Raw genomic sequence first — 24,249 nt, 5'->3', positions numbered from 1 at the left:
ATACCCTGATGCGCTGTTATCGCATCAGGGTATAGCAAGCGGGTGTTTAGTTCAGCACAAACTTCTCAATGGCGTAAGCCACGCCGTCTTCGAGGTTAGATTTGGTGACAAAATTAGCCACTTCTTTCACCGACGGAATGGCGTTATCCATCGCCACGCCCATGCCCGCGAATTCAATCATCGCGATGTCGTTTTCCTGGTCGCCCAGCGCCATGATTTCGTCCGGCTTGATGCCCAGCGCGTCGGCCAGCGATTTCACGCCGGTGCCTTTATTGACGCGTTTATCGAGGATTTCAAGGAAGTACGGCGCACTTTTCAGCACGGTGTATTTCTCTTTCACCTCGGCCGGAATGCGCGCAATCGCTTTATCCAGGATCTCCGGCTCGTCGATCATCATCACTTTCAGGAACTGGGTGGCCGGATCCATTTTCTCGGCTTCACAGAACACCAGCGGAATGGTCGCCACGTAGGATTCATGTACCGTGTAGTAGCTGATATCACGGTTGGCGGTGTAAAGCGTATTGCGATCGAGGGCGTGGAAGTGGGAGCCCACTTCACGGGACAGTTTTTCCAGGAACCGGTAGTCATCGTAGCTCAGCGCGGTTTGCGCAACCGTACTGCCATCCGCGGCTTTCTGTACCAGCGCGCCGTTATAGGTGATGCAGTAGTCGCCAGGCTGATTCATGTGCAGCTCTTTCAGGTAGCTGTGCACGCCCGCATACGGACGCCCCGTGGTGAGGACCACATTCACACCCTTGGCGCGTGCCGCGGCGATCGCGTTCTTAACGGCTGGAGAGATAGTGTGGTCTGGCAGCAACAGCGTGCCGTCCATATCGATTGCAATAAGTTTGATAGCCATGAGTTCCCCGGGATAAATGAGTGCTGCCTCATGCTAACGCGATTAAGCACACAAAAATAGAGCTATATTGCGCAACAAAAGCCCCCTTTTACGCTTCTCCCGGGGAATAAAGACCTACTCGCGAGTGAGAACGATTTTACCAAACGCACCGCGATCCAGATGCTCAAGTGCCTGTTCAAGCTCGTTAAAACGGTAGCGATGCTCAATCACGGGTTTCAGGCCGGTGACATCAACAGCGCGGACGAAATCTTCCAGCGCCCTGCGGTGTCCTACACCGATCCCCTGAATGACGGGAGATTTCAGCAACAGTTCGCCAGCAGAGAGCGAAATGTCAGTGCCGGCCAGCACGCCAATGACCGAGATACGACCATGAACGGCAACGGCGCGCAGGGAGTGCTTCAGGTTCTCCCCGCCCACGGTTTCAATAATATGGTCGATACCGCGATCCTGCGTCAGTGCCAGCGTATTTTCAGCCCAGTCGCCTTTCAGGCGGTTGATGCCCTGGCTGGCCCCCAGTTTTTTGGCCAACGCCAGCTTTTCATCGCTCCCCGAGGTGACAAATACCTCTGCGCCGTGCGCTTTGGCAATTTGCAGGGCGAAAATCGCCACGCCGCCCGTCCCCTGTACCAGCACCGACTGTCCGGCGCGCAGCTGGCCGCGTTCCACCAGCGCGAACCAGGCGGTAAGCCCTGCACAGGGTAAGGTGCTGGCCTCTGCGTCATCCAGGGTTTCCGGCGATGCCGCCAGCGCGTCTTCCTTCACAATCACATACTCGGCCAGCATTCCCTGGAAGTATCCACCGGACGTTTTATAGGGCAAATTGCGCGCGTCCGCCTGCGGTTTACCGTCGATCCACTCCGGGAAAAAGGTTGAGATAACGCGAGCGCCAGGCTGGAAACGCGTGACGCCTTCACCAACGCTGTCTACGACGCCCGCCATGTCAGACGCGGGGGTAAACGGGAAGGAGAGCGGAATCGGCATCGTGCCTTCAATCACCATTTTATCGCGATAGTTGAGCGCAACGGCATTCACCCGCACGCGTACTTGACCCGGGCCTGGCTGTGGAATGGGCTCCTGAGTGAGTGTGAGCCTCTCGCGCCCGAGGGCGTTCATCGTCCAGCGTTGCATTGTCTCTGTCATTTTTCTCTCCTGCGATAAAAATAAGCTTCAGTACCGACAGTCTAGCGTTGACTCTTCGTCACCAGTGGCGATAAGTTTTCTCTTTATTGATGCCTGAATGGATACAATCCATGACCGATACGCTGAAAGATATTCCTGTTTTTGTCGCTGCCGTGGAGGCAGGAAGCTTTGCACAGGCCGCAGTTCGCCTGCACCTGTCGCGCTCGGCGGTGGGAAAAAGCATTGCTCGCCTTGAGGAACGCCTCGGAGTACGGCTCTTTCAGCGCACCACACGCAGCCAGCGGCTCACCGATAACGGCGCCCTGTTCTACGAGCGCTGTCTGCGCGCGCTGGAGGAGATTCGGGGCGCAGAGTCGCTGCTTGAAACGGGGAAACAGCAGGTCAGCGGCCGCCTGCGCGTTGCCATGCCGGTGCTCTTTGGTCGCCAGTGTGTCGCGCCGCTGTTGATTGAACTGGCGCAGGAACATCCTGGGCTTGAGCTTGAAATGTCGTTCAGCGACCGCGTGGTGGATCTGGTAGAGGAAGGGTTTGATATGGCGGTGCGTAACGGCACGCTGCAGGACAGCAGCGTGCTGGTCGCCAGAAAGCTGGGGGAACACCGCATGGTGCTATGTGCCGCGCCGGATTATCTGCAGAAGAAAGGCCAGCCGCAAAGCGTGGCTGATTTACCCCATCATACGGCCATTAACTATCTGCGCGCAGGCAGAGTCCTCTCCTGGCAACTGATGGATAATGAGGGGACCTCGCACAGTTTTACTCCCCGTTCATCACTCAATATGGATGATTTGCAGGCCATCTGCGACGCGGCGCTGACCGGGCACGGCATTGCCTGGCTCCCCTGCTGGATGGCCATTAAAGAAATCCATCAGGGAAAACTCGTCCCGCTCCTGAAGCAGGCGCCGGATGTCCATTTTGACGTCCATGCGGTCTGGCAGCAGACGCCGCATCTGCCGCTGAGGGTAAGAATCGCCATAGACACGCTGGCGAGCCGTTTACCGTCCGTGATGTCGCTGGATATGCCTGCGCCCAAAAAAAAGCCGCGCTAAAAGCGCGGCCAGTTATCGTGCGGTATCACGTCGATTAAATATCGATATTTGCCGCTTTCAGGGCGTTCTCTTCGATGAAGGCACGACGTGGTTCAACCGCATCGCCCATCAGGGTGGTGAACAGCTGGTCTGCAGCAATCGCGTCCTTAACGGTCACGCGCAGCATACGGCGGCTTTCCGGATCCATGGTGGTTTCCCACAGCTGCTCCGGGTTCATTTCGCCCAGACCTTTATAGCGCTGGATGGCGAGGCCGCGACGGGACTCTTTCACCAGCCAGTCCAGCGCCTGCTCGAAGCTGGCTACCGGCTGACGACGTTCGCCACGTTCGATGAACGCATCGTCTTCGATCAGGCCGCGCAGCTTCTCGCCGAGTGTGCAGATACGACGGTATTCCGGACCGGTCACAAATTCGTGCTCCAGCGGGTAGTCGGTGTCGACGCCGTGGGTACGCACGCGAACGATCGGCTCGAACTGATGATCGGCGTTCTGCTGAACATCGCATTTCCACTGGCTGCCGTGCTGCTCTTTCTCGTTCAGATCGGTCACCAGGGCGTTCACCCAGCGGGTGACGGTCTGCTCGTCGCTCAGATCGGCTTCGGTCAGGGTTGGCTGATAAACCAGCTCCTTCAGCAGCGTTTTCGGATAACGACGTTCCATACGCGTAATCATTTTCTGCGTGGCGTTGAACTCGGACACCAGACGCTCCAGCGGCTCACCGGCCAGTGCAGGAGCGTGCGAGTTCGCGTGCAGGGTTGCGCCATCAAGTGCGATCGCGATTTGGTACTGATCCATCGCTTCGTCATCTTTGATGTACTGTTCCTGCTTGCCTTTCTTCACTTTGTACAGCGGCGGCTGGGCAATATAGACGTGGCCACGTTCAACGATTTCAGGCATCTGACGATAGAAGAAGGTCAACAGCAGCGTACGAATGTGCGAGCCGTCGACGTCCGCATCGGTCATGATGATGATGCTGTGGTAGCGCAGTTTGTCCGGGTTGTACTCGTCACGGCCGATGCCACAGCCCAGCGCGGTGATGAGCGTCGCCACTTCCTGAGAAGAGAGCATCTTGTCGAAGCGGGCTTTCTCAACGTTGAGGATTTTACCCTTCAGCGGCAGGATAGCCTGGTTCTTACGGTTACGGCCCTGCTTCGCAGAACCGCCCGCGGAGTCCCCTTCCACGAGGTACAGTTCGGACAGCGCCGGGTCGCGTTCCTGGCAGTCAGCCAGCTTGCCCGGCAGGCCGGCTAAGTCCAGCGCGCCTTTACGACGGGTCATTTCACGGGCTTTACGCGCCGCTTCACGGGCACGCGCCGCATCGATAATTTTGCCCACCACGATTTTCGCGTCGGACGGGTTTTCCAGCAGGTATTCGCTCAGCAGTTCGTTCATCTGCTGCTCAACCGCTGATTTCACCTCAGAAGAGACCAGCTTGTCTTTGGTCTGTGAGGAGAACTTCGGATCCGGCACCTTCACGGAGACAACGGCAATCAGGCCTTCACGGGCATCGTCACCGGTGGCGCTGACTTTCGCTTTCTTGCTGTAGCCTTCTTTGTCCATGTAGGCGTTCAGGGTACGGGTCATCGCCGCACGGAAGCCTGCAAGGTGAGTACCACCGTCACGCTGTGGAATGTTGTTGGTGAAGCAGTAGATGTTTTCCTGGAAACCGTCGTTCCACTGCAGCGCCACTTCTACGCCGATACCGTCTTTTTCGGTGGAGAAGTAGAAGATATTCGGGTGAATAGGCGTTTTGTTCTTGTTCAGATACTCAACGAACGCCTTGATACCGCCTTCGTAGTGGAAGTGGTCTTCTTTGTTGTCACGCTTGTCGCGCAGGCGAATCGAGACGCCGGAGTTCAGGAACGACAGTTCACGCAGGCGTTTCGCCAGGATGTCGTACTCAAACTCGGTGACGTTGGTGAAGGTTTCGAGGCTCGGCCAGAAACGCACCATGGTACCGGTTTTGTCGGTGTCGCCCGTAACGGCCAGCGGTGCCTGCGGCACGCCGTGCGTATAAAGCTGACGGTGGATTTTGCCTTCGCGCTGGATAACCAGCTCCAGCTTCTGCGACAGGGCGTTTACTACCGAAACACCCACGCCGTGCAGGCCGCCGGAAACTTTATAGGAGTTATCGTCGAACTTACCGCCTGCGTGCAGGACGGTCATGATCACTTCCGCCGCAGAGACGCCCTCTTCCGGGTGAATACCGGTTGGGATGCCACGACCGTCATCGGTGACGGAGACGGAGTTGTCCGCATGGATGGTGACCACGATGTCTTTACAGTGACCCGCGAGCGCTTCGTCGATAGCGTTATCTACCACCTCGAATACCATGTGGTGCAGACCGGTGCCGTCATCCGTGTCGCCGATATACATACCCGGGCGCTTACGCACCGCATCCAGCCCTTTCAGGACTTTGATACTGGAGGAGTCATAAGAATTCGACATCAACGTTTCTCGCTCATTTCAACTTGGGTTAATCCGTTATTTTACCCTTTTCCACGGTAAACATCTTCGAATTTTCGTCCGACATGTCTATAACGTGTTCAGCGCTTATTGCGCTGACGAAAACCTGCGACTGCGTGGCTTTTAAGCGGCTGGCAAGCAGCCCGCGCCGCGCGTCGTCAAGTTCCGAGGCAAAATCATCTATCAGGTACAGGCAGCGTCGCCCGCTCTCGCGGGTAAGAAACTCCCCCTGTGCCAGGCGTAGCGCACACATCAGGAGCTTGAGCTGCCCGCGCGACAGCGTGTCTTCCACCGGCGCACCGTCAGCACGAATGCGGAAATCCGCCTTGTGCGGGCCGTGCGCGGTGTAGGTCAACATGCGGTCGCGCTCGAAGCTTCTCTCTAACACCTCGGCATAGTCCGTCTCTTTCTCCCAGCCGCGCTGGAAGGAGAAGGTGAGAGAGAATTCAGGTAAAAACTGTTTGCAGGTGTCGGCCATGTCTTCGGCGATACCTGCGCTGTATTCGGCACGCCAGCGGCTGATCTGTTCCGCGAGAGGGATTAACTCCATGTCCCACGGACGCAGCTGGGCGTAGCGCGTCACCTGACGCAGTGCGGCGTTACGCTGCTTGAGCAGACGCTTCAGGTTGCTCCAGGCGTTAAAGAATCCGGCTTCGTTGTGAAAGCATCCCCAGTCGAGGAACGCTCTTCTGTATTTGGGGCCGCCGTTGAGTAAAGTAAACCCCTCGGGCGTGATCAGCTGCATCGGCATCAGCAGCGCCAGCTCGGCCACCTTGTGACCGTCGGTACCGTCGATGCGCACCTTGCTGTCGCCCTGCTTGTCTTTGGTCAGGCCGATGGCGGTCTCCCGCTCCTCGCCCTGTAAACGCCCGTGCAGAACAAAGGATTCCTGCTCGTGGCGAATGACGCGACCAATCTGCAAACTGCGAAACGCCCGGCCGTGGCCGAGCGTATAGATGGCTTCCAGCACGCTGGTTTTGCCGCTGCCGTTCGCGCCAACCAGGAAGTTAAAGCCAGGGGATAAAGCGAGATCCGCGCTCTCGATGTTGCGAAAGTCGCGGATCAACAGACGGGTGAGCGACATTACAGTCTCATTGGCATGACAACATAGGCAGCCGACTGTGATGCGGCATCTTCAATCTGTACGCTCGAAACGGAGTCGGTCAGCAGGATGCGCACGTTCTCGCATTTCAGCGCATTCAGCACATCCAGCACGTAGCTAACGTTGAAGCCGATTTCCATCTCAGCCCCGGCGTAGGTGACGTCCAGAATCTCTTCTGCCTCTTCCTGCTCCGGGTTGTTGGCGGTGATTTTGATCTGGTTTTCACTCACATACAGACGCACGCCGCGGAATTTCTCGTTAGAGAGAATGGCCGCACGTGCAAACGCCTGCTTGAGGCTATCGCAACCGGCTTCCAGCGTTTTGTCCGGGTTCTTCGGCAATACGCGGCGATAATCCGGGAAACGGCCGTCAACCAGCTTCGATGTGAAGACAAAGTCGCCCACGTGAGCGCGGATGTTATTGCTGCCGATCTGCACGCGCAGCGGCGTGTCGCCACCGTCGAGCATACGCATCAGCTCAATCACCCCTTTACGCGGCACGATCACCGAATGGTTTGGCAGTGAGTCGCCAATCGGCATGGAACAGACCGCCAGACGGTGGCCGTCGGTCGCCACGGTACGCAGCTCTTCACCTTCGGTTTCGAACAGCATGCCGTTTAAGTAGTAACGAACGTCCTGATGCGCCATGGAGAACTGCGTGGCTTCAATCAGACGCTTCATCGTCGCCTGCGGCAGGGTAAATTCCACTTCGCTCTGCCAGTCGTCCAGGTTCGGGAAGTCCGCAGCAGGTAGCGTGGAGAGCGAGAAACGGCTGCGGCCAGAGCGCACCAGCATACGGTCGCCTTCCAGCTGCACGGCGATTTCAGCGCCTTCCGGCAGCCCGCGGCAAATATCAAAGAATTTACGTGCCGGAACCGTGGTCGCGCCCGCGTCGTGCGGCTGCGTCAGCGTAACGCGCGCGATCATTTCCATTTCCAGATCTGTACCGGTCAGCGACAGCGTACCGTCCGCGACCTGAAGCAGCAGGTTTCCGAGAATAGGCAGCGTTGGGCGGCCGCCTAATGGGCCACTCACCTGTTGCAGCGGTTTTAATAAATGTTCACGTTCAACGGTAAATTTCATAGCGTCACGATGATAATGTTCTGATTAGATTGGAAAAATCTTCTTTTATGTCGTGGCTTTCTTCGCGTAACTGCTCAATCTTGCGACAAGCGTGCAGCACGGTCGTATGGTCACGGCCACCAAACGCATCCCCAATTTCCGGCAGACTGTGGTTGGTTAACTCCTTTGCCAGCGCCATCGCCATCTGACGCGGACGCGCCACCGAGCGGGAACGACGTTTAGACAGTAAATCTGCCACTTTGATCTTGTAGTACTCAGCCACCGTCTTTTGAATATTGTCGATGGTGACCAGTTTTTCCTGCAATGCCAGCAAATCGCGCAGCGCTTCACGCACAAAATCGATGGTGATCGCACGACCGGTGAAGTTGGCATTGGCGATAACGCGGTTCAGTGCCCCTTCCAGCTCACGCACGTTGGAGCGCAGACGCTTGGCAATGAAGAACGCCACTTCACCCGGCAGGCGAATGTCGTTTTCATCGGCTTTCTTCATCAGGATCGCGACGCGGGTTTCCAGCTCCGGTGGCTCGATCGCCACGGTCAGGCCCCAGCCGAAGCGGGATTTCAGACGATCTTCAACGCCGTTGATCTCTTTTGGATAACGATCCGAGGTCAAAATGATCTGCTGATTACCTTCCAGCAGGGCGTTGAAGGTGTGGAAAAATTCTTCCTGCGATCGTTCTTTGTTGGCAAAGAATTGAATGTCATCGATCAGCAGCGCGTCAACGGAACGATAGTAGCGTTTAAACTCTTCGATCGCATTGTTTTGCAGGGCTTTTACCATGTCCTGAACGAAGCGCTCGGAGTGCATATACACCACTTTGGCATTGGGCTTGCGCGCCATAATGCCGTTGCCCACCGCATGAAGAAGGTGCGTTTTACCCAGACCCGTGCCGCCATACAGAAACAGCGGGTTGTAGGCCCCACCGGGGTTATCAGCAACCTGGCGAGCCGCCGCGCGCGCCAGCTGGTTCGACTTACCTTCAACGAAGTTATCGAACGTGTGTTTCACGTTTACGTTAGAGCGGTAGGTTGGCTCAGCCGGTGCGGGAACATTATCCCAGCCCTGACGAGCGGGTGCGACGCGAGGGGCCGGAACAGGAGCGGCCTGAGCAGGCGCTGCGACGTTCACGGTTTCACGAACGGTTTGGGTGACCGGCTTTGTACCCACTTCAAAGCGCAGCTGTGGGGCATCTGACCCGCAGAAATCGTTCAGCAGTCCATTGATGTTATTAAGGTATTTGTCCCTTACCCAATCGAGCACAAAACGGTTTGGCGCATACAAAGCCAGCGTGTTATCGCTCAGTTCCGCCTGCAACGGGCGGATCCACATACTGAATTCTGTGGCTGGTAACTCATCCTGCAATCGGGCAAGACACTGCTGCCAAAGCGAAAGTGACACGGCGGACTCCACTCGAACAATAAAAGAAAACTATTGAATATTCATGATTGTTGGCGCACATCGGCATGACCCTGTGTAAAGGGGGACGTGCGAATTGCTATCTGCAATTTATCCTGACCAGGATCCTGGGATCCCGATCGGGACCGCGGATCATAGCCTAAACTGAGCCAGAGATCTTCTGTTTCTCACAGATTCTTCCCGATTTATCCACAGGAAGATCAGAAACCGGTTAAGTGTAAACGATCCTGGCGCGAGTGCCCCACGATTTAGCCCGCATATTGGAAAAATTAATGAGCACAGACAATTTATTGCTTAAATGATCTAACGAAGATCCGGGACGATCCTTGCGCTTTGTCGGTGAGCCCGTATAATCCTCGACCCGGCGCGTGATGCTCATCTTCCTGCGTCGTCCGTTGCTCATTTTCCACGCGAAAACGTGCGGAAATACGCGGGAAATAAGGAAAGAGAATTGACTCCGGAGTGTACAATTATTACAATCCGGCCTCTTTAATCACCCACGCTGAGGCGTTAGTCGTTCGAAACTCGTTCGGGTATACGCAAAAGTCAGTGAATTTATTCAAGTTTAGGTAGAAATCGCCATGAAACGCACTTTTCAACCGTCTGTACTGAAGCGCAACCGTTCTCACGGCTTCCGTGCTCGTATGGCTACTAAAAATGGTCGTCAGGTTCTGGCACGTCGTCGTGCTAAAGGCCGCGCTCGTCTGACCGTTTCCAAGTAATAAAGCTAACCCCTGAGTGGTTAAGCTAGCATTTCCCAGGGAGTTACGTTTGTTAACTCCCGCTCATTTCACTTTCGTCTTCCAGCAGCCACAACGGGCTGGCACGCCGCAAATCACCATCCTCGGCCGCCAAAATTCGCTGGGGCATCCCCGCATCGGTCTCACAGTCGCCAAGAAAAATGTTAAGCGTGCGCATGAACGCAATCGGATTAAACGTCTGACGCGTGAAAGCTTCCGTTTACGTCAGCACGAACTGCCTTCAATGGATTTCGTGGTGGTGGCGAAGAAAGGGGTTGCCGACCTCGATAACCGTGCTCTCTCGGAAGCGTTGGAAAAATTATGGCGCCGCCACTGTCGCCTGGCTCACGGGTCCTGATAGCCCTCATTCGGGTCTATCAACGCCTGATTAGTCCGCTACTCGGGCCGCACTGCCGTTTCACACCAACATGCTCAAGCTACGGAATTGAGGCATTGCGCAGGTTTGGAGTGATAAAAGGCAGTTGGTTGACGGTGAAACGCGTATTAAAATGCCACCCTTTACACCCAGGTGGAGACGACCCCGTCCCCCCAGGACCCTTTGATACCAGAGAACACTAACGATGGATTCGCAACGCAATCTTCTTATCATCGCTTTGTTGTTCGTGTCTTTCATGATCTGGCAGGCGTGGGAGCAGGATAAAAATCCTCAACCACAACAGCAGGTCACGCAGACAACGACCACCGCAGCGGGTAGCGCCGCCGACCAGGGCGTACCGGCCAGTGGCCAGGGGAAACAGATTACGGTTAAGACCGATGTGCTTGAGCTGACTATCAACACCCGTGGTGGTGATGTTGAGCAGGCGCTGCTGTTAACCTACCCGAAAGAGCTGAAGTCTAACGAACCGTTCCAGTTACTGGAAACCACGCCTGAGTTTATCTACCAGGCGCAGAGCGGCCTGACCGGTCGTGATGGCCCGGATAACCCGGCTAACGGTGCGCGTCCACTGTATAACGTCGAGAACGACACCTTTGTGCTGGCTGATGGTCAGAACGAACTCGTGATCCCGATGACGTACACCGACGCCGCAGGCAACACCTTCACCAAAACCTTCACCCTGAAGCGCGGTGAATATGCGGTGAACGTGGGCTACAGCGTACAGAACGCCAGTGCGAAACCGCTGGAGCTGTCGACCTTTGGCCAGCTGAAGCAGTCCATCAATCTGCCGTCACACCGTGACACCGGAAGCAGCAACTTTGCGCTGCATACCTTCCGTGGCGCGGCGTACTCCACGCCTGACGCGAAGTACGAGAAATACAAATTCGACACCATTGCCGATAACGAAAACCTGAACGTCAGCGCTAAAGGCGGTTGGGTGGCGATGCTGCAGCAGTATTTCGCAACGGCATGGGTGCCAAATAACGACGGTACCAACAACTTCTACACCGCGAACCTGGGTAACGGTCTTGCCGCCATCGGCTACAAATCTCAGCCGGTTCTGGTACAGCCGGGTCAAACCGGTAAGCTGGCAAGCACCCTGTGGGTCGGCCCGGAAATTCAGGACAAAATGGCCGCTGTTGCGCCGCACCTGGATCTGACCGTGGATTACGGTTGGTTGTGGTTCATCTCTCAGCCGCTGTTTAAGCTGCTGAAGTTCATCCACAGCTTCCTGGGTAACTGGGGCTTCTCCATCATCGTTATCACCTTCATCGTTCGTGGCATCATGTACCCGCTGACTAAAGCGCAGTACACCTCCATGGCGAAGATGCGTATGCTGCAGCCGAAGATTCAGGCAATGCGTGAGCGTCTGGGCGATGACAAACAGCGTCAGAGCCAGGAGATGATGGCCCTGTATAAAGCAGAGAAAGTGAACCCACTGGGTGGTTGCTTCCCGCTGCTGATTCAGATGCCAATCTTCCTTGCGCTGTACTACATGCTGATGGGTTCCGTTGAGCTGCGCCACGCGCCGTTCGCACTGTGGATCCATGACCTGTCCGCACAGGACCCGTACTACATCCTGCCGATCCTGATGGGCGTGACGATGTTCTTCATCCAGAAGATGTCGCCGACCACCGTGACCGACCCGATGCAGCAGAAGATCATGACCTTTATGCCGGTCATCTTCACCGTGTTCTTCCTGTGGTTCCCGTCAGGTCTGGTGCTGTACTATATCGTCAGCAACCTGGTGACCATTATCCAGCAGCAGCTGATTTACCGTGGTCTGGAAAAACGTGGCCTGCATAGCCGCGAAAAGAAAAAGTCCTGATCCGATAAGTTAACGCTAAAATAAGGGCGGTCGATTGACCGCCTTTTTTATTTGTATTGAACGAGAGCAACCATGAGCCATAACGACACTATCGTCGCCCAGGCAACCCCACCGGGACGCGGTGGTGTAGGCATTCTGCGTATCTCCGGCCTGAAGGCGCGCGAGGTGGCCGAAGCGGTACTGGGTAAGCTGCCAAAGCCGCGCTACGCTGATTACCTGCCGTTTAAAGATACCGACGGCACGCCGCTGGACCAGGGCATTGCGCTGTGGTTCCCCGGCCCGAACTCCTTTACCGGTGAAGACGTGCTGGAGCTGCAGGGCCACGGCGGCCCGGTTATCCTCGACCTGCTGTTAAAACGGATCCTGACCCTGCCGGGCCTGCGCATTGCGAAGCCGGGCGAGTTCTCCGAACGTGCCTTCCTCAACGACAAGCTCGACCTGGCGCAGGCGGAGGCGATTGCTGACCTGATCGACGCCAGCTCCGAGCAGGCGGCCCGCTCCGCCCTGAACTCGCTGCAGGGGGCATTCTCCGCGCGTGTAAATCACCTTGTGGAAGCACTTACTCACCTGCGCATCTACGTGGAAGCGGCTATCGACTTCCCGGATGAGGAGATCGATTTTCTCTCTGACGGTAAAATTGAAGCCCAGCTCAACCAGGTGATGGCCGATCTCGACGCCGTTCGCGCCGAAGCGCGCCAGGGCAGCCTGCTGCGCGAAGGGATGAAGGTGGTGATTGCCGGACGCCCTAACGCCGGGAAATCGAGCCTGCTGAACGCCCTGGCGGGCCGTGAAGCGGCAATCGTGACCGACATTGCCGGTACCACTCGCGACGTGCTGCGCGAGCACATCCACATCGACGGCATGCCGCTGCACATCATCGATACCGCCGGTCTGCGCGATGCCAGCGACGAGGTTGAGCGCATCGGTATCGAACGCGCCTGGCAGGAGATCGAGCAGGCCGACCGCGTGCTGTTTATGGTGGACGGCACCACGACCGACGCCGTTGACCCGGCGGAGATCTGGCCGGACTTTATCGCCCGTCTGCCGGCTAAACTGCCGATCACCGTGGTGCGTAACAAAGCGGACGTGACCGGCGAAACGCTCGGTATCAGCGATGTGAATGGTCACTCACTGATTCGCCTGTCGGCGCGGACCGGTGAAGGCGTGGACGACCTGCGTAACCATCTCAAGCAGAGCATGGGCTTTGACACCAGCATGGAAGGCGGCTTCCTCGCGCGTCGCCGTCACCTTCAGGCGCTGGAAGAGGCGGCGAACCATCTCGTTCAGGGTAAAGCGCAGCTGATCGGCGCGTGGGCGGGTGAACTGCTGGCGGAAGAGCTGCGTCTGGCGCAGCAGAATCTGAGCGAGATCACCGGGGAGTTTACGTCGGACGATCTGCTGGGACGGATCTTCTCGAGCTTCTGTATTGGTAAGTAATTCCCGTTAATCCATGGTGATTTCCTCCAGGGAAATCACCATTGTCCAAATGGCAACTCGCTTAATCCCTTTTCACCCCCTATCCTGCATGCCTGCATCTATGGGGGGTTTATGGCGCGTTTTCTGTTTTGTAGTTTCGCATTAGTTCTGCTTTATCCGTCCGGTATTGATATGTATCTGGTGGGATTACCGCATATCGCCCGCGATCTGGGCGCCAGCGAAGCGCAGCTGCATATTGCGTTTTCGGCCTACCTCGCGGGGATGGCATCGTCGATGGTCTTTGCCGGGAAGATCGCGGATAAAGCAGGCCGTCAGCCTGTCGCTATCGCCGGAGCCATCGTTTTTGCCCTGGCGTCCCTTCTTTGCTCACAGGCGCAAAACAGCACCGTGTTTCTGACCGGGCGCTTTATCCAGGGCATCGGGGCGGGCGGTTGCTACGTGGTGGCGTTTGCCATTTTGCGCGACACCTTAAGCGCCCAGCGTCGCGCCAAAGTGCTGTCGATGCTGAACGGCATTACCTGCATCATCCCGGTGCTGGCCCCGGTCGTGGGATATCTGATCATGCTGAAATTCCCGTGGCAGAGCCTGTTCTGGACCATGGCGGCGATGGGCGCGCTGGTGTTTATCCTGTCGATCGCCGTGCTGAAAGAGACCCACCCTGGCTCGCAGAATACCGGCCATACCGCAACCATTCACCCGGCAGAGAAGCTTCTCAACCGCTTTTTCCTTAGCCGTCTGGCCGTGACCACGTTAAGCGTGGCGGTGATCCTGACCTATGTAAACGTTTCCCCGGTGTTGCTGATGGAGACCATGGGCTTCGATCGCGGTGAGTATTCCACGGTGATGGCATTAACCGCTCTGGTCAGTATGGCTGTGTCGTTCTCCACCCCGTTTGCGCTGAATATCTTCCGCCAGCGCACGCTGATGCTGACCTCACAGGTTTTATTCCTCGCCGCAGGCGCGATCCTGGCGACTACCAGCTCACATGCGGTGATGCTGGTGGGCATTACGCTCATTTGCGCCGGGTTCTCGGTTGGCTTTGGCGTGGCGATGAGCCAGGCGCTTGGTCCCTTCTCGCTGCGGGCAGGCGTGGCCAGCTCGGTGCTGGGTATCGCACAGGTCTGCGGCTCGTCGCTGTGGATTTGGCTGGCGGCGGTCATCGGGCTTAACGCGCTGAATATGCTGATCGGGGTTCTGATTGGCTGTAGCATACTCTGCATTACCTTACTTATGGTCATCCAGCCCGCGGCGCACTATGAAGAAGCCCATCAGCAGTCTCGATCTTAACCTGTTGCTGTGCCTGCAGCTTTTGCTGCAGGAGCGCAGCGTTACCAAAGCGGCGAAGCGGATGAACGTGACGCCGTCAGCGGTGAGCAAATCGCTGGCCAAGCTGCGCGACTGGTTCGATGACCCGCTGTTTGTCAAAACGCCGCTAGGGCTGCTGCCGACGCCGCTGACGGTGAGCCTGGAGCAGGATCTGGCTGACTGGATGCAAATCGGCAACCAGATCCTCGATAAATTCCACCATGACTCTCCGGGCGGGCTGACGTTCGTGCTGGCCGCGGAAACGCCGCTGATGCTGATCCGCTTCAATACCCTGCTGGAGCAGGTGAACCAGCGCTATCCGCAGGCGACGGTGAAAATGCGCCAGTGGGATTACGACTCGCTGGACGCGATTACGCGTGGCGAGGTGGATTTGGGCTTCACCGGGCGTGAAACGCATCCGCGATCCCGCGAGCTGCTTAAGCTGATGCCGTGGTTTATCGACTACGAAATCCTGTTCAGCGACCGCCCCTGCGTCTATCTGCGCGAGGATCATCCGGCGCTTCAGCAAGAGTGGAATCTGGAGACCTTCCTGCGCTATCCCCATATCAGCATCTTCTGGGAACGCAGCGATACCTGGGCGCTGGATGAGGTGCTAAAGGAGATGGGACGCGAGCGCACGATCGCCATGAGCCTGCCGGGCTTCGAACAGGCGATGTTTATGGCGGCGCAGCCCGGCCATCACTATATCGCCACCGCCCCGCACTACTGTCACCACTACAATGAACTCCACCAGCGGAAGCTGATCGCCCTTCCCATTCCGATTGATGAGGAGCAGGCGGAAAAATTGACCGTGCCCTTCACGCTGATCTGGCATAAACGGAACAGCCACAATCCAAAAATCCTCTGGCTGCGGGAGACCATCAAGGCGCTGTACGGTGCGAGCGATCCAATTTTTGCCTAAGAAAATGTAAAGTTCGGTCCTAAGGCTTCTCTTACGCCCATTTACTGATTAAAACAGGAGGCAAGTTAAGCGATAATCATGTAACCGTTTAACCGATTACGACCATTATCAAGGAGCGAAAAATGGCTACGCACTTTGCAAGAGGGATACTGACAGAAGGACGTCTCGTATCGGCAAGAATTTCTTCAGCCTGTCACCGTGAAGCACTCACGCTTCCGGAGCACCGCAGGTCGCGGTTTTTAGCGTCCCGGGCGCTTCTCGCGGAACTGCTGTTTATGCTGTACGGCACCAGCGAGCTGCCGGATATCATAACCCAGCCAGAAGGCCGTCCGGTCTTTGCTGACCCGGATCTCCCTCGTTTTTCCATTGCCTACACGGGCAATATCATTGGCGTCGCGCTGACCACCGAGGGGGACTGTGGGCTCGATATGGAACTTCAGCGTGCGACGCGCAGCTTCCATGGCGCTAATGCGCATGAAGACTATCCGCTCTCCAGCAATGAGAGGCTGTGGGTACGCAACCAGAACGATCCTGTCGAAGCCAGAGCGCAACTCATTACCTTGCGCCAGAGCATTCGTAAGCTCTGCGGATGTGCCTCAGACGACGCCAGCCTGCTGCAGCTATTGCCAGGCTCCGGACGTCTGCGTGCCACCCAGGCCACGCTGGTAGAAGCGCTCTGCGACGCTGAGGATGTGCTCATTTGGTCCATCGCAGTAACCCCCGCTATCGAACGCATGAAAATCTGGGAATTTGACAGTCAACAGGGATGGCGTAGCCTTCCTGATGTGCCCGAGCGCGCCAACGAGCCCGCCGCACGTCTGATGCGATTAACCAGTTTACCGGCAGAAAAAGCATTTACCCTAAGCTGATCCAATCAGGGTCATCATGATGAAACAGGAGTAATCATGTCTGATACGTTGAAAGTCGTTACGTTACTGGGAAGCCTGCGCAAAGGTTCATTTAACGGGATGGTAGCCCGCACGCTGCCACAGCTGGCGCCTGCAGGTATGGAAATTAGCGCCCTGCCGTCTATTGGCGATATTCCGCTTTATGATGCTGACGTACAGCAGGAAGAAGGGTTCCCGCAGAGCGTTGAGGCGCTGGCCGAACAGATCCGCCAGGCTGACGGCGTGGTTATCGTCACGCCAGAGTACAACTACTCTATACCCGGTGGTCTGAAGAATGCCATCGACTGGCTGTCCCGTTTACCTGAGCAGCCGCTGTCAGGCAAACCGGTGCTGATCCAGACCAGCTCCATGGGCGCGATTGGCGGCGCGCGCTGCCAGTATCACCTGCGTCAGATCCTGGTCTTCCTCGATGCGATGGTGATGAACAAGCCAGAATTTATGGGCGGAGTGATTCAGAACAAGGTCGACCCGCAAACGGGTGAGGTGGTGGATCAGAGCACGCGCGACCATCTATCTGGCCAGCTGACGGCGTTCGGGGATTATATTAAGCGGGTTAAAGCCTGATAAAAAAGCCCGGTGGCGCTAGCGCTTACCGGGCCTACACTCGTCGGTAGGTCAGGTAAGCGAAGCGCCACCTGACACCACAAACCGCACCTTAGTGTGCGTCAATAAACACAATCTTCAGCACAAACAGCAGCGCCACAACGATGACGCACGGGCTGAGGTCGCGGAAGCGGCCGGTACCGATCTTCATTACGCAGTAAGAGATAAAGCCCAGCGCGATACCTTCGGTAATCGAGAAGCTGAACGGCATCATCACGGCGGTAATAAACGCCGGCACCGCTTCGGTTAAATCATCCCACTTCACGCGAGACAGGCTGGAGGTCATCAGCACCCCCACGTAGATCAGCGCACCCGCCGCCGCGTACGGAGGCACCATGCCCGCCAGTGGCGAGAGGAAGATCACCAGCAGGAACAGAATACCCACCACAACCGCCGTCAGGCCGGTACGGCCACCCACAGAAACCCCGGAAGAGGATTCAATGTAAGCGGTAACAGACGAGGTTCCGATAAATGAGCCGGTCACAGAGGAGATACTGTCCACAAACAGCGCCTGCTTCATGCGCGGGAATTTCCCTTTCTCATCTGCCAGACCCGCTTTGTCAGTCACGCCAATCAGCGTACCGGAGGAGTCAAACAGGTTCACCAGCATGAAGGAGAAAATCACGCCCGCCAGGCCCAGGTTCAGGGAACCCGCCAGATCAACATGACCAACAACGGTAGAGACGCTCGGTGGCGCGGAAACGATGCCGTTATAGTGAACGTCGCCCAGCATCCAGCCCAGCAGCGTGGTGACCACGATGGACACCAGCACCGCCGCATGAATATTGCGGGAAGCCAGGATCGCGATGATAAAGAAGCCCAGCACGCCCAGCAGCACGTTATGAGAGGTCAGGTGACCGATGCTCACCAGCGTATCCGGGTTCGCCACGATAACACCGGCGTTTTTCAGCCCCATCATCCCGATAAACAGACCGATACCACTGGTAATGCCCACGCGCAGGCTCACGGGGATGTTCGCAATCATCCAGTAACGCACGCGGAAAATGGTCAGCAGCAGCAGGCCAACCGCGCCCCAGAAGATGGCGCCCATACCCACCTGCCACGGCAGACCCATCGCCTGAACCACCACGAAGGCAAAGAACGCATTCAGACCCATCGCCGGGGCCAGCGCGACCGGCAGGTTAGCGAACACGCCCATCAGAATGCTGCCAAGGGCCGCGATCAGACAGGTTGTTACGAAGACGGCGCTGGTATCCATGCCAGCAACGCCCAGAATTTGAGGGTTAACAAAAACGATATAGACCATCGTCAGGAAGGTGGTGAAACCGGCGATCACTTCGGTGCGTGCCGTCGTGCCGTGCTCGCGCAGTTTAAACACGCGCTCAAGCAAACCCTGACCAGATGTCTGGGTAGTGTGTTGTTGACTCATCATCAATTTCCGAACAAGGAGGGAAAATTCGTCGCTATCCTATACCAAAATGCGACAATAGTGGCGGTTACGTGATACTTTTTTCATTGAATTTGCTTATACGGCAACGATTGCGTTCCGGTGAACTGCCGTACGTAAACGTTAAACTGGTTAAAAGGGAAAGGCATGTCCGGAATTGAAGCGGTATTTTTCGACTGCGACGGTACGCTGGTCGACAGTGAGGTCATTTGTTCCCGCGCGTATGTGGCCATGTTCCAGGAATTTGGCATTACGCTGGAACTCGAAGAGGTGTTTAAACGCTTTAAGGGCGTGAAGCTCTACGAGATCATCGACATCATTAACGAAGAACACGGCGTCGTTCTGGAGAAAGCGGCTCTGGAACCGGTGTACCGCGCCGAGGTTGCACGCCTGTTCGATTCGGAGCTGGAGGTGATTCCGGGCGCAAACGCGCTGCTGGATGCCATGACGGTGCCGATCTGCGTGGTCTCCAACGGTCCGGTCAGCAAAATGCAGCACTCGCTGGGCAAGCTTGAGATGTTGCACCACTTCCCGGAAAAACTGTTCAGCGGCTACGATATCCAGCGCTGGAAGCCGGACCCGGCACTGATGTTCCATGCGGCAAAGGCGATGAACGTTAACGTAGAGAACTGCATTCTGGTGGATGACTCGTCTGCGGGCGCGCAGTCGGGGATTGATGCGGGAATGGAGGTGTTTTACTTCTGCGCCGACCCGCACAACAAGCCGATCGACCATCCCAAAGTCACGACCTTCACCGATCTGGCGCAGCTACCCGCGCTGTGGAAGGCCCGCGGGTGGAATATTACGCGTTAAGCAGACCCTCCCGGCAGGGAGGGCGACAGGTTTATCTGAAGAGCTTTTGAACAAACTCAGCATAGGCCGGACGCCAGACATCCATTTCGTGATTCAGACCGGGGTACATTTTATAGTCGAATTTGATGCCCTGCTTTTCCAGCTCCGCTTTCAGACCGGCGATATCTTTGCCGGTCACCGAATCGCGCTCTCCCACGACGACGGTGAAGTTATGCAACTGCCGGTTAATGGCCTCCGGCTGCTTAAAGCGTGCGGCCACGCCGTCGTCAGGCACGGTTGTTGTGGTAACGCCGCTGAACGTTCCCAGCCAGCCGAAGCTGTCCAGATGGTTCATACCGGATACGAGCGCCTGATAGCCGCCCTGTGACAACCCCGCCAGCGCCCGGCCATCAGCATCTTTACGCACGTTGAAGCGTGTATCCACCAGCGGAATAATCTCGCTCATCAGTTCACGGTCTGCGGCTTTCGCATTAAGCGGATAGAAAGACTTTCGTCGTTCTGCCGGGGAAATTCTCGGGAATGGCCTCAGCGCTCTCCGTCTCGGTGTCGGGAACGACCACCAGCATCGGTTTGATTTTCCCCTCGGCCATCAGGTTATCCATCATTTGCGGCAGGCGGCCCTGATCGATTGCCGAGAGCCCGGTATCCCCAAAGCCATGGTAGAAGTAGAGCACCGGTAGAGGTTCCCCTTTGCCGTTGTAGCCAGGGGGAGTCCATACATAGACGCGGCGCTCTGACTTGAGTGACGGCGAGTGCCAGGTCAGGGTGGTGAGATCGCCATGCGGTACGGCACGATCGTCGAGAATGCTGCCCGGAACCAGAATCAGGCTGGTGTTCACCTGCCGCTGAGGTTTTTGATAGCGGCTTCCCGTGTCAACTGAACGGAAACCATCGATATCGAAATAATATTCGTAGAGATTCGGGGCCATCGGCTCACTTTTCCATGTCCAGACGCCATTTTTCTCTTTCGTCATATCATGGGAAACCTGGGTTTCAGGCATTGACCCTGTCACCACGGAGACTCGCGTTGCGCCGGGCGCAAACAGGCGAAACGTAATGCTTTTATCCGCATTGACCTGCGTCACATAGCGGCTGACCGGGGTAGCCGGGTCGGGTGTCGCTGGCAACGGTGCGGCAATCACGTTTGTTCCAGCACCGATCCCGATGCTGATAGCCATCGCCAGGCACGCTAATGAATTTTTCATATCCCATCCTTTGCTGTTTTTTTCGTCTCACGTTAGCGCGTTTCGAACGTCAGGCAACGGATGAAGGGGAGAGTTGTGATTACTATAGAAATAATAACGCCGGTAAGTACCGGCGTTATTATCAGATGACAGGATTACTCTTTCGGATCTTTACCCGCCAGCAGCTTGTCCAGCTCGTCGCCGCCCACGTGACGGAAGTCCTGACCCTTCACGAAGTAGAAAATGTATTCGCAAATGTTCTGGCAGCGGTCGCCAATACGCTCGATGGAGCGCGCGCAGAACAGGGCCGTCAGTACGCTTGGGATCGTACGGGAATCTTCCATCATGTAGGTCATCAGCTGACGCACGATGCCTTCATACTCCTGATCGACCTTCTTATCTTCACGGTAGATACGCACCGCTTCGTCCAGATCCATACGCGCAAAGGCATCCAGCACGTCGTGCAGCATCTGCACGGTGTGGCGGCCCAGCGACTCCAGGCTGACCAGCAGCGGCTGGTGCTGCTGAGAGAACTTCTCCAGCGCGGTACGGCAGATTTTATCGGCGACGTCACCGATACGTTCCAGCTCGGCGATGGTTTTGATGATCGCCATCACCAGACGCAGGTCGCTCGCCGTCGGCTGACGCTTCGCGATAATGCGCACGCAGGCCTCGTCGATAGCCACTTCCATCATGTTGACGTTTTTATCGCCTTCAATGACGCGCTTCGCCAGCTCGCTGTCCTGGTTATGCATCGCCGTAATCGCATCAGAAAGCTGCTGCTCGACCATGCCGCCCATGGTCATCACCTGGGTGCGAATGCTTTCCAGCTCTGCGTTGAACTGGCCGGAAATGTGTTTATTAAGATTGAGGTTGTCCATGGTTTCTCCACATGCACTAAGGCAAATCAACCGTAGCGGCCAGTAATATAATCTTCGGTTTGTTTCTTCGCGGGCTTAGTGAACAGATCGTCCGTATTACTGAACTCAATCAATTCACCCAGGTACATAAACGCCGTGTGATCGGAGCAACGTGCAGCCTGCTGCATGTTGTGGGTCACGATAACCACGGTGTAATCCTGCTTCAGCTCGGTGATCAGTTCTTCAATACGACCGGTTGAAATCGGGTCCAGCGCTGAACACGGCTCATCCAGCAGCAACACTTCCGGGCGAATCGCAATACCGCGCGCAATGCACAGACGCTGCTGCTGACCACCGGAGAGAGAGTAACCGCTCTGGTGCAACTTATCTTTGGTTTCGTTCCATAATGCGGCCTTGGTCAAAGCCCACTGCACGCGCTCATCCATATCGGCACGGGAGAGCTTTTCAAACAGACGCACACCAAACGCAATGTTGTCATAAATAGACATCGGGAACGGCGTGGGTTTCTGGAACACCATCCCCACTTTCGCACGCAGCAGGGCAATATCCTGAGCCTGGGTCAGAATGTTTTCACCATCGAGGATGATTTCCCCTTCAGCGCGCTGCTCCGGATAGAGCGAATACATTTTGTTAAAGGTACGCAGCAGCGTGGATTTCCCACAGCCGGACGGACCGATAAATGCCGTGACCTGGTTCTTTGCGATATCCAGGTTGATGTTCTTCAGGGCATGGAATTTGCCGTAGTAGAAGTTCAAATCACGAACCTGAATCTTACCCGGGGCAGTATCAACCATACTCATTGACTCATTTCCTCATTCGGCGCCGCGAGCTGCCGCGCCGTAAAAAATTAACCGTGTTTCTTCTTCGCGAAAATGACGCGCGCCAGAATGTTCAGCAACAGTACGCAAAGGGTAATGATCAGCACCCCGGCCCAGGCCAGCTGCTGCCATTCCGCGAAGGGGCTCATCGCAAATTTAAAGATCGTCACCGGCAGGTTGGCGATCGGCTGCATCATATCCGTGCTCCAGAACTGGTTGGAGAGGGACGTAAACAGCAGCGGTGCCGTTTCACCCGCGATACGCGCCACCGCCAGCAGGATACCGGTCATGATCCCGGAGACCGACGCCTTCAGTGTAATCGCAGAGATCATCTTCCATTTCGGCGTACCCAGCGCGTAAGCCGCTTCACGCAGGCTGTCCGGCACCAGTTTCAGCATGTTCTCGGTGGTTCGAATCACAATCGGCACCTGCAGCAGTGCCAGCGCAATGACGCCCGCCCAGCCGGAGAAGTGTTCCATCTGCGCCACCACCACGGTGTAAACGAACAGACCCACGACGATAGAAGGGGCTGACAGCAAAATGTCGTTAATGAAGCGAATCACTTCCGCCAGCCAGGATTTACGGCCGTATTCTGCCAGGTAGATGCCCGCCATGATGCCCAGCGGCGTGCCGAAGACCGTCGCCCAGAGGATCAGCAGTCCGCTGCCCGCCAGGGCATTCGCCAGGCCACCACCCGCCGTGTTCGGCGGCGGCGTCATTTCGGTGAACAGCGACAGTGACATTCCGTCAATCCCGCGAACGACCGTCGAGAAGAGGATCCAGACAAGCCAGAACAGGCCGAATGCCATCGTCGCCATAGAGAGCGTCAGGGCAATGCGGTTTTTCATGCGGCGTCTGGCCTGCATTTTGCGGCGGGATTCCGCCAGTTCAGCAGTTGCTTGCATTTCGAGAGTGGCCATTAGCGTGCTCCCTCATTTTTAGCGAGACGCATAATCATCAGCTTGGAAATCGCCAGAACAATGAAGGTAATAACGAACAGAATCAGACCCAGCTCCATCAGCGCCGCGACGTGCAGACCTGATTCCGCTTCCGCAAATTCATTCGCCAGCGCAGAGGTAATACTGTTACCCGGCATATAGAGCGACGCGCTGTCGAGCTGGTAGGTGTTACCGATGATAAAGGTGACCGCCATGGTTTCACCCAGCGCACGACCTAAGCCCAGCATCACGCCCCCGATCACCCCATTTTTGGTGAACGGAAGGACGATGCGCCAGATCACTTCCCAGGTGGTGCAGCCGATACCGTAGGCCGACTCTTTCATCATCACCGGCGTTTGTTCGAAGACATCGCGCATAACCGCCGCAATGTACGGAATAATCATGATGGCGAGGATCACGCCAGCCGCCAGAATGCCGATACCGAAAGCCGGGCCAGAGAACAGGGCCCCCACAAACGGAATGGCAGAGAGGACGTTACCCACCGGTTCCTGGAAGTACGTGGCGAACAGCGGCGCAAAGATGAACAGGCCCCACATGCCGTAGACGATACTCGGAATAGCTGCCAGCAGTTCAATGGCGATCCCCAGCGGACGACGCAGCCAGCCCGGCGCCAGCTCCGTCAGGAACAGGGCAATACCAAAGCTTACCGGAACCGCAATCAGCAGGGCGATGAACGAGGTCACCAGCGTGCCGTAAATTGGCACCAGGGCACCGTAGATGTCGTTCGGCGCGTCCCACTCTTTGGTCCACAGGAAGGAGAAACCGAATTTCTGGATGCTCGGCCAGGAGGAGAAAATCAGAGACACGATAATGCCGCCCAGCAGCAATAGCACAATCAGCGCAGCCAGTTTGACCAGCGCGCTGAAAATCATGTCACCTTTTTTACCCGGAGGGTTAAATGCAGGCTTGGTTGCAGCCATAAATTACTCTTCTGTT

General features: G+C 56.4%; 22 protein-coding genes and 2 pseudogenes. 12 read left to right on the top strand and 12 right to left on the bottom strand.

Going from position 1 to position 24,249, the window contains the following annotated elements; all coding sequences use genetic code 11:
* Positions 1-46: 46 nt before the first annotated feature.
* A complete protein-coding gene (gene yidA / locus ACMGGU_RS21535) occupies positions 47-859 on the bottom strand; it encodes a sugar-phosphatase (RefSeq protein WP_008500165.1) in 813 nt (270 codons plus the stop codon).
* Positions 860-973: 114 nt separating this feature from the next.
* Positions 974-1,999, bottom strand: coding sequence for a zinc-dependent alcohol dehydrogenase family protein (locus ACMGGU_RS21530; protein WP_420300900.1), 1,026 nt, complete (start codon positions 1,997-1,999; stop codon positions 974-976).
* Between the two features lie 110 nt (positions 2,000-2,109).
* On the opposite strand from ACMGGU_RS21530, the gene ACMGGU_RS21525 reads away from it, so the two are divergent.
* Complete coding sequence (locus ACMGGU_RS21525) at positions 2,110-3,045, top strand: LysR family transcriptional regulator (RefSeq protein WP_262805889.1); 936 nt, start codon at positions 2,110-2,112, stop codon at positions 3,043-3,045.
* A gap of 34 nt (positions 3,046-3,079) precedes the next feature.
* On the opposite strand, the gene gyrB is transcribed toward ACMGGU_RS21525, so the two are convergent.
* The 4 genes from gyrB to dnaA are packed head-to-tail and all read right to left on the bottom strand — an operon-like array spanning position 3,080 to position 9,092.
* Positions 3,080-5,491, bottom strand: coding sequence for a DNA topoisomerase (ATP-hydrolyzing) subunit B (gene gyrB, locus ACMGGU_RS21520; RefSeq protein ID WP_048030320.1), 2,412 nt, complete (start codon positions 5,489-5,491; stop codon positions 3,080-3,082).
* Positions 5,492-5,519: 28 nt separating this feature from the next.
* The gene (recF, locus tag ACMGGU_RS21515) at positions 5,520-6,593 is read right to left on the bottom strand and encodes a DNA replication/repair protein RecF (protein ID WP_048030318.1); all 1,074 of its coding nucleotides are present in this window, start codon (positions 6,591-6,593) and stop codon (positions 5,520-5,522) included.
* On the bottom strand, positions 6,593-7,693 hold the full coding sequence (dnaN, locus tag ACMGGU_RS21510; protein ID WP_008500170.1) for a DNA polymerase III subunit beta: 1,101 nt from the start codon (positions 7,691-7,693) through the stop codon (positions 6,593-6,595). The genes recF and dnaN overlap by 1 nt, the downstream gene beginning before the upstream one ends.
* A 4-nt stretch (positions 7,694-7,697) precedes the next feature.
* The gene (dnaA, locus tag ACMGGU_RS21505; RefSeq protein ID WP_039267117.1) at positions 7,698-9,092 is read right to left on the bottom strand and encodes a chromosomal replication initiator protein DnaA; all 1,395 of its coding nucleotides are present in this window, start codon (positions 9,090-9,092) and stop codon (positions 7,698-7,700) included.
* 320 nt (positions 9,093-9,412) lie between these two features.
* Between dnaA and ACMGGU_RS21500 the strand changes: the two are divergent.
* The 10 genes and pseudogenes from ACMGGU_RS21500 to ACMGGU_RS21455 all read left to right on the top strand — a co-directional run.
* A pseudogene (locus ACMGGU_RS21500) lies at positions 9,413-9,463 on the top strand (hypothetical protein); the annotation flags it as partial.
* A 228-nt stretch (positions 9,464-9,691) separates the two neighbouring features.
* Positions 9,692-9,832 (top strand): 50S ribosomal protein L34, encoded by a 141-nt coding sequence (gene rpmH / locus ACMGGU_RS21495; RefSeq protein ID WP_000831330.1) that lies wholly within the window; start codon positions 9,692-9,694, stop codon positions 9,830-9,832.
* Positions 9,833-9,848: 16 nt separating this feature from the next.
* On the top strand, positions 9,849-10,208 hold the full coding sequence (gene rnpA, locus ACMGGU_RS21490; RefSeq protein WP_024907873.1) for a ribonuclease P protein component: 360 nt from the start codon (positions 9,849-9,851) through the stop codon (positions 10,206-10,208).
* On the top strand, positions 10,172-10,429 hold the full coding sequence (yidD, locus tag ACMGGU_RS21485) for a membrane protein insertion efficiency factor YidD (protein WP_001307474.1): 258 nt from the start codon (positions 10,172-10,174) through the stop codon (positions 10,427-10,429). The genes rnpA and yidD overlap by 37 nt, the downstream gene beginning before the upstream one ends.
* A gap of 2 nt (positions 10,430-10,431) precedes the next feature.
* Positions 10,432-12,075, top strand: coding sequence for a membrane protein insertase YidC (yidC, locus tag ACMGGU_RS21480; RefSeq protein ID WP_023617679.1), 1,644 nt, complete (start codon positions 10,432-10,434; stop codon positions 12,073-12,075).
* Between the two features lie 72 nt (positions 12,076-12,147).
* On the top strand, positions 12,148-13,512 hold the full coding sequence (mnmE, locus tag ACMGGU_RS21475) for a tRNA uridine-5-carboxymethylaminomethyl(34) synthesis GTPase MnmE (RefSeq protein WP_021242672.1): 1,365 nt from the start codon (positions 12,148-12,150) through the stop codon (positions 13,510-13,512).
* Positions 13,513-13,623: 111 nt separating this feature from the next.
* The gene (locus ACMGGU_RS21470) at positions 13,624-14,799 is read left to right on the top strand and encodes an MFS transporter (RefSeq protein WP_048030314.1); all 1,176 of its coding nucleotides are present in this window, start codon (positions 13,624-13,626) and stop codon (positions 14,797-14,799) included.
* A complete protein-coding gene (gene yidZ / locus ACMGGU_RS21465; RefSeq protein ID WP_045909359.1) occupies positions 14,768-15,739 on the top strand; it encodes an HTH-type transcriptional regulator YidZ in 972 nt (323 codons plus the stop codon). Before ACMGGU_RS21470 ends, yidZ begins: the two co-directional genes overlap by 32 nt.
* Before the next feature lie 122 nt (positions 15,740-15,861).
* Positions 15,862-16,608, top strand: a complete 747-nt coding sequence (locus ACMGGU_RS21460) for a 4'-phosphopantetheinyl transferase family protein (RefSeq protein ID WP_420300899.1) — start codon at positions 15,862-15,864, stop codon at positions 16,606-16,608.
* A gap of 36 nt (positions 16,609-16,644) precedes the next feature.
* Complete coding sequence (locus tag ACMGGU_RS21455; protein ID WP_420300898.1) at positions 16,645-17,211, top strand: NADPH-dependent FMN reductase; 567 nt, start codon at positions 16,645-16,647, stop codon at positions 17,209-17,211.
* A gap of 91 nt (positions 17,212-17,302) precedes the next feature.
* On the opposite strand, the gene adeP is transcribed toward ACMGGU_RS21455, so the two are convergent.
* The gene (adeP, locus tag ACMGGU_RS21450) at positions 17,303-18,640 is read right to left on the bottom strand and encodes an adenine permease AdeP (RefSeq protein WP_021242668.1); all 1,338 of its coding nucleotides are present in this window, start codon (positions 18,638-18,640) and stop codon (positions 17,303-17,305) included.
* 165 nt (positions 18,641-18,805) lie between these two features.
* Between adeP and yieH the strand changes: the two genes are divergently transcribed.
* Positions 18,806-19,471, top strand: coding sequence for a 6-phosphogluconate phosphatase (gene yieH, locus ACMGGU_RS21445; RefSeq protein WP_196352886.1), 666 nt, complete (start codon positions 18,806-18,808; stop codon positions 19,469-19,471).
* Positions 19,472-19,502: 31 nt separating this feature from the next.
* On the opposite strand, the pseudogene ACMGGU_RS21440 reads toward yieH, so the two are convergent.
* From ACMGGU_RS21440 to pstC, 5 genes and pseudogenes are all read right to left on the bottom strand, one after another.
* Positions 19,503-20,676, bottom strand: a pseudogene (locus tag ACMGGU_RS21440) (esterase).
* A 134-nt stretch (positions 20,677-20,810) separates the two neighbouring features.
* Complete coding sequence (phoU, locus tag ACMGGU_RS21435) at positions 20,811-21,536, bottom strand: phosphate signaling complex protein PhoU (protein WP_008500182.1); 726 nt, start codon at positions 21,534-21,536, stop codon at positions 20,811-20,813.
* Between the two features lie 26 nt (positions 21,537-21,562).
* Entirely contained in the window at positions 21,563-22,336 is a 774-nt protein-coding gene (gene pstB / locus ACMGGU_RS21430) for a phosphate ABC transporter ATP-binding protein PstB (RefSeq protein WP_008500183.1), read from the bottom strand.
* 47 nt (positions 22,337-22,383) lie between these two features.
* The gene (pstA, locus tag ACMGGU_RS21425; protein ID WP_024907882.1) at positions 22,384-23,274 is read right to left on the bottom strand and encodes a phosphate ABC transporter permease PstA; all 891 of its coding nucleotides are present in this window, start codon (positions 23,272-23,274) and stop codon (positions 22,384-22,386) included.
* Entirely contained in the window at positions 23,274-24,233 is a 960-nt protein-coding gene (pstC, locus tag ACMGGU_RS21420; protein WP_023309793.1) for a phosphate ABC transporter permease PstC, read from the bottom strand. The genes pstA and pstC overlap by 1 nt, the downstream gene beginning before the upstream one ends.
* Positions 24,234-24,249 lie beyond the last annotated feature (16 nt).

Source organism: Enterobacter sp. BNK-8 (genome assembly GCF_048685095.1).
Taxonomy (GTDB): Bacteria; Pseudomonadota; Gammaproteobacteria; order Enterobacterales; family Enterobacteriaceae; genus Enterobacter; species Enterobacter quasiroggenkampii.
The sequence above is the reverse complement of the archived record's forward strand: the minus strand, read 5'-3'. Positions and strand labels throughout refer to the sequence as shown.